The organism is Nocardioides sp. NPDC047086, from assembly GCF_040643685.1.
Taxonomy (GTDB): Bacteria; Actinomycetota; Actinomycetes; order Propionibacteriales; family Nocardioidaceae; genus Nocardioides.
On the sequence record NZ_JBEYUV010000011.1, the window covers coordinates 1 to 12,665 of the forward strand.

Consider the following 12,665-nt stretch of genomic DNA (forward strand, 5'->3'; position numbering starts at 1 on the left):
GCCGCCATGGCGGGGGGCGGTCCTCGTTTTCGCGGGTCGAGCCGCCGGAGCCGCTAGGCGGAGGCGTGTCGAGACCAACACGGTCCTATCGAGCGCGGAGGGGACCGTGTTGGTCTCGACACCGGCTCGCTGGCGCTCGCCGGGCTCGACCAGCGCGGGACGGGCTCGACCAGCGGGCTAGCGGGCGGGTTGCGACTCGGCGACCGGGGGAGTCTCGGCGGGGCGCTCGCCGCGGCGAGGCTCGCGCTGCTCGTTCTCGAAGGACCGGGCACGGGCCCAGTTGCGGCCGACGCGGCCACGGGGGCGCGGGGCCGGGTCGATCTCGGTTCCTGGCCGGATGACGGCGCGGAGGGAGGCTGCCGCCAGCGGCATCACCTGCTTGCCGTTGTAGGTCTCCAGGATGGCGTTCTCGTCGCCGACGAGGCCGAGCACCGAGAGCGTCGGCGGCACCAGCACCTCGCCGAGGGCGTGATAGCCGGCGGCGGAGGGGTGGAACTGGTCGGCGCCGAACCAGAACGCCGGGGTGGCCTTGAAGGCCGGGCCGAGGACGTCACCCAGCGACACCGTGTGGCCACCCGCACGGACGACGTGGAACATCTGGCCGGCGGCGATCCGGATCGACCAGGCCCGCATGATCGAGCGCAGCGGCGGCAGGATCGGGGTGGCGGTGCTGAGGTCGGGGACGGTGCCGACGAGCACCCGCACCCCCGCGTCCTGGAGCCGGATGACGGCCTGGGCGAGGTGGCTCACCGCGACCCGGGGACGCACCCGGCGGATCACGTCGTTGGAGCCGACCAGGATGACCGCGATGTCGGCGTCGGCGGCGATCGCCTTCTCGACCTGCGGGTGCAGGTCGGAGGACTTCGCGCCGATCTCGGAGAGGTCGTGCAGGCGCACCGGCCGGCGTGCCTTCTCGGAGACACCGGAGGCGAGGACGGCACCGGGCGTGTCCTCGACCTCGGTCATCCCGTAGCCCGCCGCGCTCGAGTCCCCGAGCAGGGCGATGTTGATCGGTCGACCGGGGTGACGTGCTCCGTACCACCCGGTCGGGGAGGGTGCGACCGGCATCTTGACCTGATGGGTCGCCCGCACGGCGAGGGCCGCTTCCGCGACGAGGACTCCGGCGAACGCGGCCGTCGCGGCCAGAACACCCCCGCCGGCGTACGCGGTCTTGCGTGCCAGACTCTTCTTCGCCACGGGGACCACTCTAAAGTCTTTGCCCTCATACCGGGCACTCAGTATCGGGATATAGGGGATCTCACCTAGTGGACATACGCTGTGGCCATGGAGTACGTGGACTCGCTTCTCGACCTTATTGGCAACACTCCGCTCGTGCGGCTGGGGCGTGCGCTGGACGGCGCCGGGGCCTCTGAGCCCGGCCAGGGACCCCTGGTTCTGGCCAAGGTGGAATACCTCAACCCGGGCGGATCCGTGAAGGACCGCATCGCCACCAGGATGATCGAGGCAGCCGAGGCGTCGGGCGAGCTCAAGCCCGGCGGTACGATCGTCGAGCCCACATCCGGCAACACCGGTGTCGGCCTGGCGATGGTGGCCCAGCAGAAGGGCTACAAGTGCATCTTCGTCTGCCCCGACAAGGTCAGCGAGGACAAGCGCAACGTGCTGAAGGCCTACGGCGCCGAGGTCGTCGTCGCGCCCACGGCCGTGCCGCCGGAGCACCCCGACTCCTACTACAACGTCAGCGACCGGCTCGCCTCGCAGCCCGGGGCCTGGAAGCCGAACCAGTACGCCAACCCCAACAACCCCCGCTCCCACTACGAGGAGACCGGCCCCGAGATCTGGCGCCAGACCGAGGGGAAGATCACCCACTTCGTGGCCGGTGTCGGCACCGGCGGCACGATCTCCGGGATCGGCCGCTACCTCAAGGAGCAGAACCCTGAGGTGCAGGTGATCGGCGCCGATCCCGCCGGGAGCGTCTACTCCGGCGGCACCGGGCGGCCCTACCTGGTCGAGGGCGTCGGTGAGGACTTCTGGCCGGAGACGTACGACCGCGACGTCGCCGACCGGATCATCGAGGTCTCCGACGCCGACTCCTTCGCCTACACCCGCAGGCTCGCCCGCGAGGAGCAGATGCTGGTCGGCGGCAGCGCCGGCATGGCGGCGTACGCCGCCAAGCAGCTCGCCGCCGAGCTGGCCGGCACGCCGGAGGGCGAGAACGCCGTGATCGTCGTGCTGCTTCCCGACTCAGGGCGCGGCTACCTGACGAAGGTGTTCAACGACGACTGGCTGGCGCAGTACGGCTTCGCGACCGGCGAGGCGGGCAAGCAGACCGTCGGCGACGTGCTGCGTGGCAAGTCCGGCCGGCTGCCCGACCTGGTCCACACCCACCCCGGCGAGACGATCGCCGAGGCGGTCCACATCCTGCAGGAGTACGGCGTCTCGCAGATGCCCGTCGTGCGTGCCGAGCCGCCGATCGTGGCCGCCGAGGTCGCGGGCTCGGTCTCGGAGCGGACCCTGCTGGAGGCGCTGTTCACGGGCAAGGCCAAGCTCACCGACTCCGTCGAGGAGCACATGTCCCCGCCGTTGCCCTCGATCGGCTCCGGCGCCGACGCGCACGACGCGGCCCACACCCTGGGCTCCTCCGACGCGCTGCTGGTGCACGAGGACGGCAAGCCCGTCGGTGTCCTCACTCGCCAGGACCTGCTCTTCTTCCTCACCAGCTCCTGAGGTCACCGCCACCCTCCCGTAGCGGGGGAGGGTGGCGTACGCCATGATGCGTGGTCATGATCGCGCAACCCCACACGCGCCGAAGCGGAGTCCGAGGCAGTCGGCATCGCCGGTCCGCCATCGCCGCGGCCCTTCTGAGCACGCTGTTCTCGCTGACCGCTTGCGGAGGTGGCGACGGCAGCAGTAGTGGTGGCGATCGGCCCAGCGTCGCGGACATCGAAGGTCAGATCACCCAGAGCAGCGGCGACCAGGTGAGCGAGAAGCAGGCGGCGTGCCTGGCGAAGACTTACTACGACTCGGACCTCTCCGACGAGGCGGTACGCCTTCTGGTCGAGGCCGAGGACGTGTCCAAGATCAGCCCGGAGGATCTCTCGGAGGCCGACCAGAAGGCCAGCAAGGAGCTCTACGAGCCGCTGGTGAAGTGCCTGACCCCGGCTGAGTAGTCGCCGTTCGGCGCCGGTCGCAACCAGGTGTCGGCCACCCGGGCGAGGTCCTCGCGCCCGGAGACCCCGGTCTTGCGGCTGATGTTGTGCAGGTGGGTCTCGACGGTGCGGGTGCTCATCTCCAGGTCCGCGGCCAGCGACGCGGTGGTGGGACCCTCCGGAAGCAGCCGGAGCACCTCGCTCTCCCGCCCGGAGAGCCCGATGTGGACGGCCGCGCGCCGGAACATGCCGGCTCGGCTGCCGGAGATCTCGGAGCGCTCCCACGCGGTGTCGAGCGTCTCGGCGGCGCCGGCGAGGTCACCGGCCTCGCGCTGGAGGATCGCCAGCGAGATCGCCGCCCTGGTCACGAACACCAGGGCACCCGCATCGGCGAGCTTCACGATCGCCTCACGCAGGCCGTCGACGTCGCCGGCCGCGGTGGTCGCCGCGTACGCCCCCATGCCCTGCAGCAGCGGGCTCTCGGTGCCTGTCGCGAGACTCGCGGCCCGGGTGATGTGCTTGTTCTCGTTGGCGCCGCGCTCGACCGCTTCGACGGCGAGGAAGATGCCGCCGGTGACGTAGCCGGCGTCCAGCCGCTGGCCGACGAGCTCGCACAGCTCCTTGAGGCTCGGCATCCGGCCGCTGGCCGGTGCCATGATGCTGGCCATCATCCCGGGCCAGGGGCCGAAGGCCACCTTCGCGCCGCCGATCTGGGAGGCGAGGCTGCGGGCGTACTCCGGACGGCCCTGCGCCATCGCGATCTCGGCGCCGAGGGTGAGGATGCCGGTGTGGGCGACGTCGCGGTAGGCCGCGACGCTCGAGGAGGAGAGGCTCTGGAACGCAGCCTGGCTCGCCTCGGTCAGCCGGCCGGCGATGCTCAGACCGAGCACGCAGAGGTACGCGTGGGCCTGGATGAGCATCGCGCTCGAGCTCTGGGTGGCCGCCTCGAGCTGTTCGCGGGCGAAGTCGATGCCGCGTTCCAGGTCGCCGCCGAGCATGTCGGCGAGCCCGATGAGGAAGGCGTGCAGCCCGGCGGGTTGCGGGTTCTGTGGGTGCTGGCTCTCCAGCAGGTTGCGCGCCTGCTCGACCATCCCGGAGGCGAGGAGGCGTTCGGCGGCGACGACCCCGAGCATCTCGGGGCCGACCGTGTCGCGGGGGTCGGGCTCGACCGTGGGCACCTCCGGGACGTACTCCGTCTGGAACTGCAGATGGGCGCGGGAGGCCTCGAGCGTCGCGGCGAAGGTGGGCAGCCGCCTCAGCCCGTCGTCGAGCACGGCCTTGGCGGCGTCGAGGTCGCCCAGCTCGACCGCCTTCCAGGTGGCGAACCAGGCCAGCATCCAGGCCGACTCCTGGGCGTCGGTCAACGGCGTACGCCGCTCGACCTCCTCGATCTGGTCGCGAGGCGCCGCCGTGTTGCGGAGCGCGACCAGCAGCGGCAGCGCCGTCTCGGCCGAGGGCATCTCGGTCCAGGAGCGGCGCGCCCGGGAGACCTCGTCGGCCGTCTGCCGCAGCGAGCGCTGGTGGAGCAGGGCGGCATCGGCGCCGCGGGGCCGGTGGTTGGCGTAGTCGAGGAGCGGTTGTTCGGCGGCGAGGTGGTTGCGGGCGATCACCAGGCCGAACGCCGAGCCCTCGGTGATCAGGTAGTCGCCGATGAGCGGCGGGTAGAGGCCCACGACGCCGCTGCCCGGGCCGTCCTCGCTGTGCCGAGCCAGGCCATGGGCGAAGAGCGCGTCGAGCACGGTGCGCTCGAGCATCTTCTCGGCCTCGTCCAGCGGCACCGGACCCGTCACCGCGAGTGCGGTCGCGCCGTCCCAGGCGGGCTGGTCGAGCCCGGCGACCAGGGGCTCGACGGCCGAGGCAAGCTCAGGGGCCCAGCCCGTACGCCGCGGCAGCCGCCACAGTCCGTCGAGCTGCTCCAGCACCCCCGCCCGGGGCCCGACGGTGGCGATGGCCCGGACCAGGCCGAGCAGGCCGCCGGTCGCCATCGCGATCCGGGCCAGGGACCCTGCCTCGACCGGGCCGCCGAGGATCTTGCGGCACACCTCGTGCACCTCGTCGACCTCGAGCGCGGGGGAGCGCACCTGGACCGACGGAGCGATGCCGAGCATCAGTGTGTTCTCGGCGACGGGGTGCTGGTGGCGGCTGCTGGTCACGGCCAGGAGGCGTCGTTGGCGGTGGATGTTGCGCAGCGCTCCGACCGAGTAGGTGTCGAGCGCGTCGGCGTCGTCGACCACCAGGACGGTGCCGTTGCCGAGCTGCTTGCTCAGCGCCGTGGTCATCTCGCCGACGGTGCGACGAGGACCGGTGGGCGTCGCGCTGCCGATGCCGGCGGCGGTCAGCGCGGCGAACGGCTCGTTCTGCCAGGCGCGGTGGCCGCTGAGCTGGAGCACGGACCTGCCCTCGTCCTCGAGCCGGCCGGCGACCAGGGAGCAGAGCTCGCTGCGGCCGGATCCGCGGGGACCCACGACATGGACGCTCAGGCCCGCGCCGACGTAGTCGATGACTTCGTCGACGACTCTCGCGAGGACACCTTCGCGATCCGACATGCTCACCCCACCTCAAGGTACATCCAAATGCATACCGGATTTTCTGTGGGGACGCTGTATCGCCCGCGTATTAGGTCTACTGATAAGCAGGTTACCTGTTTACAGTACGTAAACAGTCCGTCCGAGACCGCAACGTCTGGGCGCAGATGGTGAGATAGTGATCTCACGGGCTGAGGTTCTCCTCGGCCTGAACCACTGAGTGACACCAGGTTGCCGCATCAGCTCCCCCATCTGCATGCGGTCCTGGTGGCACCAGGACCTGAAGAGCCCGGCCGTCCCGGACTCGAGGTCGCGATCATCCCCCCGCGGTCGTGACCTCGAGCCCAGGGCGGCCGGTTTCTTTGTGCCCGCAACAGGTCGGGGTGCGGTGGCTCACAAGAAACGTACCCGCTCCGGAGGGGGTGCTGAGGTGCGTGGGGCACCAGTGACATAGTGACTGACGTGGACAGCGTCCTGGAGTTAGCCAGGTGGCAGTTCGGCATCGTGACCGTCTACCACTTCCTGTTCGTCCCGCTCACGGTGGGACTCACCATGCTCGTCGCCGTGCTGGAGACGATCTGGCTGCGTACGAAGAACCCTGAGTGGCTTCGGCTGACGAAGTTCTTCGCGAAGCTCTTCCTGATCAACTTCGCGCTCGGTGTGGTCACCGGGATCGTGCAGGAGTTCCAGTTCGGGATGACCTGGTCGGACTACTCCCGCTTCGTGGGGGACGTCTTCGGGGCGCCGCTGGCGATCGAGGCGCTGCTGGCCTTCTTCCTGGAGTCGACCTTCCTCGGACTCTGGATCTTCGGCTGGGACAAGCTGCCGCGGGCGCTGCACAACGCATGCATGTGGATCGTCCACCTCGGCACCCTGGCGTCGTCATGGTTCATCCTGGCGGCCAACTCCTGGATGCAGCACCCGGTGGGCTACAAGTTCAACGAGGTCACCGGCCGCGCCGAGCTCACCGACTTCTGGGCGGTGATGTTCAACAAGGTGCAGCTGGGCACGTTCCCGCACGTCATCCTCGCCGCCTACCTGACCTCGGCCGCCTTCATGATCGGCATCCTGGGCTGGCTCTACCTGCGCCGGCCCGGTGAGAACAACGCCGACCGCCCGATGCACCGGCGCGGGATGGTGCTGGCGGCCTGGATCATGGTCTTCTCCGGCATCGGTGTCGCGGTCTCGGGTGACATCCAGGGCAAGATCATGACCGAGGTGCAGCCGATGAAGATGGCGGCCGCCGAGGCGCTGTGGGAGACCTCGGACTCGTGCGCGCCGTTCTCGATCCTGACCATCGGCACCCGCGACGGGAAGCACGAGAAGTGGGCCCTCGAGGTGCCCTGCGTGCTCTCCTTCCTCGGCACCGGCACCTTCGACGGCAAGGTCGAGGGCATCTACGACCTGCAGGAGAAGTACCGGGAGACCTACGGGTCGACGCCAGGCGCGACCTACTACTCGCCCGGCGACTACACCCCCAACATCCCGGTCACCTATTGGACCTTCCGCTGGATGATGGGCCTGGGCGTCGTCGGCAGTCTCGTCGGGCTGGCGGTGCTCTGGCTGACCCGCCGGGGACGTACGCCTTCGGGGCTGGTCGGGCGCTTCCTGCCGGCCCTGGCGATCTCGGCGCCGGTGATGGTGCTGCTGGGCAACTCGATGGGCTGGATCTTCACCGAGATGGGGCGCCAACCGTGGGTGGTCTTCGGGGTGCTGACCACGGCCAACGGGGTCTCGCCCGGGGTCGAACCCTGGGAGGTGTGGATGTCGCTGATCGGGTTCACGCTGCTCTACGCCGTGCTCGCGGTGGTCGAGGTCGGGCTGCTCATCAAGTACGTGAAGAAGGGGCCGGACCCGTTCGTCGAGCCACCTTCACCGTCCCTGCGCGGCTCCGACACGGATGCCGACGAGCCGATGAACTTCGCGTACTGAGGAGCCTGCGATGGAACTCACGACAATCTGGTTCTGCCTCATCGCCGTGCTGTGGATCGGCTACTTCGTCCTCGAAGGCTTCGACTTCGGCGTCGGGATGCTGCTCCCCGTGCTGGCCCGTGACGACCGCGAGCGCCGCGTCATGATCAACACGATCGGCCCGGTCTGGGACGGCAACGAGGTCTGGCTGCTGACCGCGGGTGGCGCGACGTTCGCGGCCTTCCCGGAGTGGTACGCCACCTTGTTCTCCGGCTTCTACCTGCCGCTGTTCCTCATCCTGATCGCGCTCATCGTGCGTGGCGTCGCCTTCGAGTATCGCCACCAGCGGCCCTCGGTCACCTGGGCCGGCTGGTGGGACCGCGCGGTGATCTTCGGGTCCTACGTCCCGGCGTTCCTGTGGGGTGTGGCCTTCGCCAACATCGTGCGCGGGGTGCCGATCGACGCCGACTTCGAGTTCACCGGCACGGTGCTGACGCTGCTGAACCCGTACGGCCTGCTCGGCGGGCTCGTCACGCTGTCCCTGTTCGTGACCCACGGTGCGCTGTTCATCGCGCTCAAGACCGATGGCGAGATCCGCGGCCGGGCTCGCGCGCTGGCGCTCAAGGTCGGGGCCGTCGCGGCGGTGCTCGCCGTGGTGTTCCTGATCTGGACGCAGGTGCTGACCGGCAACGTGGCGACCGCGGTGGTCTTCGTCCTGGCCGCGCTGGCGCTGGTGGGCGGGCTGGCGGCTGCGTACGTCGGTCGGGAGGGGCGTGCCTTCGCCGGCACCTTCCTCGCGATCGGGCTGGCCGTGGCCGGGCTCTTCGTGGGGCTCTTCCCCGACGTGATGCCCTCGAGCACCGACGTCGCGAACTCGCTGACCACGACGAACGCCTCGGCGACGCCCTACACGCTGAAGCTGATGACCATCGTCGCGGCGGTGTTCACGCCGATCGTGGTGGGCTACCAGGCCTGGACGTACTGGATCTTCCGCAAGCGGATCTCGATCCATCACATCCCCGCCGCTCATTGAGATGCGTCCGAACGACCCACGCCTTCGCACCCAGCTGATCGTCGCCCGCCGGCCACTGGCGGTGGTGGTCGCGGCCGGGGTGCTGGGGGCGGTGCTGCTGATCGCCCAGACGTACGCCGTCACCGGCCTGCTCATCTCCGCGATCCGCGGCACCGGGTCGGTGAGCGGCTGGGCCCTGGCGGTCGTGGGTGTCTTCGCCGGGCGTGCCGTGGTCGGGATGGTCTCCGACGTGGCCGGGGCGCGGGCAGCCGGCGTCGTCGGGGCGGACCTGCGGCGCCGGGTGGTCGGAGCGATCCTGCGCGGCCGGGCCGGCCGCTCGGGCTCGTTGTCGGCCCTGGCCACCCGCGGCGTCTCGGCCGCCGAGCCCTATCTGACGCGCTACGTGCCGGCGCTGGTGCTGGCGTGCGTACTGCCGGTGATGGTGCTCGCGGTGATCGTCTGGACCGACCCGCTCAGCGGTCTCATCGTCGGGCTCACGCTGCCGCTGATCCCGATCTTCGGTGTTCTGGTCGGCCTGGCCACGCGGGACCAGGCGGCCGGCCAGTGGCGGGCGATGTCGGCGCTGGCCGGCCACTTCCTCGACGTGATGAAGGGCCTGCCGACCCTGGTCGCCTTCGGCCGGGCGACCGCCCAGTCGCGTGTGATCGCCACGATCACCGACCGCTACCGCCGCCGCACCCTCGAGACCCTGAAGATCGCGTTCGCCTCCTCGGCCGTGCTCGAGCTCGTCGCCACCATCTCCGTCGCGCTCGTGGCGGTCATCATCGGGGTACGGCTCGCCGCCGGCTCCGTCGACCTGCAGACGGCGCTCGTGGTCCTGCTGCTCGCCCCCGAGGCCTACTGGCCGCTGCGTCGCGTCGGCACCGAGTTCCACGCCGCCGCCGAAGGTACGGCCACCCTCGAGGCGACCGCAGACCTCACTGCGCACCGTTGGTCGAGCCCGGCGGGCGCCAGCGAGCCGGTGTCGAAACCAACACGGTCGCCATCCGAGCTACATCTCGATGACCTCTCCATCACCTACCCCGACCGGGAGCGGCCGGCGCTGGCGCCGATCTCGGCGACGATCCCGGAGCTGGGGATCACCGCGATCGTGGGTGCGAGCGGTTGCGGGAAGTCGACGTTGCTGGCGACGATCGCCGGTCTGCAGGAGACGTACGAAGGTGCCGTGGAGCTCGACGGGCAGACACCGGCGGCGGGCGATGAGTGGAGGCGGCGGTTCGCCTATCTTCCTCAGCGTCCGGTGTTCGTCAACGGGACGATCGCCGACAACCTGCGGTTGGGGTCGCCGCAGGCGACCGAGAGCGACCTGTGGCAGGTGTTGAAGCGGGTCGCGCTGGCCGACCGGATCGCCGACCTCCCCGGTGGTCTCGGCGCCGACCTGGCCGAGGACGGCCGTTCCCTCTCGGCCGGTGAGCGAGCCCGTCTGGCACTGGCCCGCGTCGTACTCTCCGATCGCCCCTGGGTCCTCCTCGACGAGCCGACCGCCCACCTCGATCCCGATACCGAGCGGATCATCGCCGACACCGTCACCGACCTCGCCCGCGATCGCGCCGTCGTCCTCGTCGCCCACCGCCCGGCCCTCATCGACATCGCCGACCAGGTCCTCACCCTCTCTGCCGAAACCGTAGAAGTGGCGGCCGAAACCGTAGAAGCGGTCGCCGAGACGGCAGAAATGACCGACGAAAGTCGAGTTTCGTCCCCCGCAACTACCGATTCGCCCGCCACAACCACCGATTCGGCTGCCAGAAGTGAGGATTCGGCGCGGGTGGCGTTGTGGGGGTCGGCGGTGGTCGGCGGGCTGAGCTGGGCGTCGGGGGTGGCGCTGACGGCGTTGGCGGGATGGCTGATCATCAAGGCGTCGTACCACCCGGTGATCATGACGCTGGTGGCGGCGATGGTGGGGGTGCGTACGTTCGGGATCGCGCGGCCGGTGCTGCGTTACCTGGAGCGGTTGTGGTCGCACGACAGTGCGCTGAGGCTGCTGGCCAGGCGGCGGGTGGAGATCTACGACGCGCTGGTGCCGCTGGTGCCGGGCGCGCTCCCGGGCAGAAGGGGAGACGTGCTGGCCAACGTCGTCGACGACGTCGACGCGGTGCTCGACGAGGAGCTGCGGGTGCGGCTGCCGATCCGGGAGTACGCCGTCGTGGCTGCCCTCGCGGTCCTGGCGACCGCGCTCATCGACCCGGTCGGCGCCGCCTTCACCGCGGCCACGGTGCTGGCGGCGGCCGCCGCCTTCGGGATCGCGTACGCCGGGGCAGCACGCGCCGAGCGCATCTCGGTCACGGCGCGCGCGAAGGTGTCCGAGCAGGTGGTCGAGGCGACCCAGACGGCGATCGAGCGCCGGATGTGGCAGGCGGCCGAGCCGGTCCTGGATGCCCTCGACGGTCTGGCCCGCACCGCCACGAGAGCGACCACGACCGCCGCGGCCGCCTCGTCCGTGGCCAAGGCCGTCGTGCTGATCACCGCCGGCGCGGCGGTTGCCGCGACCGCCGCCTACACCACCGTCGGCAGCGGCCCGATGCTCGCGCTCCTCACCCTGGTCCCGCTGGCGCTGGCCGAGCCGGCGGCGACTCTCGCCGACGCAGGCGCTGCTCGGGCCCGCACCCGGGCCGCCCAGCGCCGTCTCGACGATCTCACCGGCCGCCGCCCCGCGGTCGCGCCCCCGGAGCACCCGGAGCAGCCCAGCGACGACACCACGATCACGATCACCGGCGTCACCGCTCGCCCCGGCGGCGGCCCGAGCGTCGAGATCCCCGACCTGCACGTCGAGCCCGGCGCGCGGATCGGCATCGTCGGACCCTCCGGCTCCGGGAAGAGCACCCTGGCCGCGCTGCTGCTGCGCTTCCTCGATCAGGACACCGGCACGATCACGCTCGGCGGCCGGTCGACGCGGGACCTGGACCCACAGGACGTACGCCGGATCGTGGGTCTCGTCGACGACGACCCGCACGTCTTCGCCTCCAGCCTCGTCGAGAACGTCCGTCTCGCGCGCCCCGGAGCCACCGACGACGAGGTGGAGCAGGCGATCCGGCGCGCCCACCTCGGCGACTGGCTCGACGCCCTCCCCGCCGGAATGCGGACCAGGCTCGGCGACGGCGGCGCGGAGGTCTCCGGGGGCGAACGGGCCAGGCTGGCGGTGGCGAGGTCGCTGCTGGCGGGGCACAAGGTCCTGGTTCTGGATGAACCTTTGGCTCATCTGGACACCGCGACCGCCGCGTCGCTGGCGCGTGAGGTGCTCGCGCGGGAGGATGGCTCGACCGGCGGCGCAGAGCCAGGAGCACAGCCCGGCGCGGAACCCGGTGCGAAGCCTGGTCCGCTTGGCGGCACGAAAACTGTACTGTGGATGACTCACACATCGACCGGACTGGGGCTGACCGATACCGTGGTCTCCCTTCAACGAATGGGGGAAGTGAGACGGTGTTGACCGAGACGAGGACGATCCGGGTCTACCTGCTCGACGACCATGAGGTCGTGCGCCAAGGGTTGACGACGCTGCTCGACAGTCATGACGACATCGCCGTCGTCGGCCAGGGTGGCACCGCCGCCCAGGCACGCGAGGACATCGACCGTATCCAGCCGGACGTCTGCGTGCTCGACGCCCGCCTGCCCGACGGCTCGGGGATCGAGGTGTGCCGTGAGGTCCGTGCGGCCTACCCCGACATGCTCGCGCTCATCCTGACCTCCTATGACGACGACGAGGCGCTCTTCTCGGCGATCATGGCCGGAGCCAAGGGGTACGTCCTCAAGGACATCCGCGGCAACGACCTGGTCGAGGCGATCCGTACCGTCTCCGGCGGCGGCTCGCTGCTCGACCCGCTGATGACCGCGAAGGTCATGGAGAAGATGCGCAACCCCGACGGCGAGTCGCCGCAGATGCAGGCGCTCACGCCCCAGGAGAAGCGCCTGCTCGCGCTCATCGGCGAGGGCCTGACCAACCGCGAGATCGCCGGCCGGATGTTCCTGGCCGAGAAGACGGTCAAGAACTACGTCTCCAGCATCCTGGCCAAGCTCGGTGTGCAGCGGCGCACCCAGGCGGCGCTGATGGCCAAGGAGCTCCTCCACCCCCGCAAGGGTCAGTGAGAAGCAGCT

General features: G+C 70.4%; 8 protein-coding genes. 6 read left to right on the forward strand and 2 right to left on the reverse strand.

Features of this window, described 5'->3' with window-relative positions:
* Nucleotides 1–177: 177 nt before the first annotated feature.
* The gene (locus ABZ796_RS10360) at nucleotides 178–1,197 is read right to left on the reverse strand and encodes an SGNH/GDSL hydrolase family protein (protein ID WP_357336681.1); all 1,020 of its coding nucleotides are present in this window, start codon (nucleotides 1,195–1,197) and stop codon (nucleotides 178–180) included.
* An 87-nt stretch (nucleotides 1,198–1,284) separates the two neighbouring features.
* On the opposite strand from ABZ796_RS10360, the gene ABZ796_RS10365 reads away from it, so the two are divergent.
* Together ABZ796_RS10365 and ABZ796_RS10370 are read left to right on the forward strand one after the other, a co-directional pair.
* Nucleotides 1,285–2,685, forward strand: a complete 1,401-nt coding sequence (locus tag ABZ796_RS10365; protein ID WP_357336682.1) for a cystathionine beta-synthase — start codon at nucleotides 1,285–1,287, stop codon at nucleotides 2,683–2,685.
* Nucleotides 2,686–2,936: 251 nt separating this feature from the next.
* Entirely contained in the window at nucleotides 2,937–3,128 is a 192-nt protein-coding gene (locus ABZ796_RS10370) for a hypothetical protein (protein WP_357336683.1), read from the forward strand.
* Here the strand turns inward: ABZ796_RS10370 and ABZ796_RS10375 are convergent.
* Complete coding sequence (locus ABZ796_RS10375; RefSeq protein WP_357336685.1) at nucleotides 3,089–5,653, reverse strand: LuxR C-terminal-related transcriptional regulator; 2,565 nt, start codon at nucleotides 5,651–5,653, stop codon at nucleotides 3,089–3,091. The genes ABZ796_RS10370 and ABZ796_RS10375 overlap by 40 nt on opposite strands.
* 441 nt (nucleotides 5,654–6,094) lie before the next feature.
* Here ABZ796_RS10375 and ABZ796_RS10380 point away from each other — a divergent pair, with 441 nt between their 5' ends.
* The 4 genes from ABZ796_RS10380 to ABZ796_RS10395 are packed head-to-tail and all read left to right on the forward strand — an operon-like array spanning nucleotide 6,095 to nucleotide 12,656.
* A complete protein-coding gene (locus ABZ796_RS10380) occupies nucleotides 6,095–7,564 on the forward strand; it encodes a cytochrome ubiquinol oxidase subunit I (protein ID WP_357336686.1) in 1,470 nt (489 codons plus the stop codon).
* A 10-nt stretch (nucleotides 7,565–7,574) separates the two neighbouring features.
* Nucleotides 7,575–8,576 carry a cytochrome d ubiquinol oxidase subunit II gene (cydB, locus tag ABZ796_RS10385; RefSeq protein WP_357336688.1) on the forward strand — a complete coding sequence of 334 codons (1,002 nt, stop codon included), beginning with the start codon at nucleotides 7,575–7,577 and terminating at the stop codon, nucleotides 8,574–8,576.
* Nucleotide 8,577: 1 nt separating this feature from the next.
* On the forward strand, nucleotides 8,578–12,000 hold the full coding sequence (cydD, locus tag ABZ796_RS10390; RefSeq protein ID WP_357336689.1) for a thiol reductant ABC exporter subunit CydD: 3,423 nt from the start codon (nucleotides 8,578–8,580) through the stop codon (nucleotides 11,998–12,000).
* The gene (locus ABZ796_RS10395) at nucleotides 11,994–12,656 is read left to right on the forward strand and encodes a response regulator transcription factor (RefSeq protein ID WP_357336691.1); all 663 of its coding nucleotides are present in this window, start codon (nucleotides 11,994–11,996) and stop codon (nucleotides 12,654–12,656) included. Before cydD ends, ABZ796_RS10395 begins: the two co-directional genes overlap by 7 nt.
* Nucleotides 12,657–12,665: the final 9 nt, after the last annotated feature.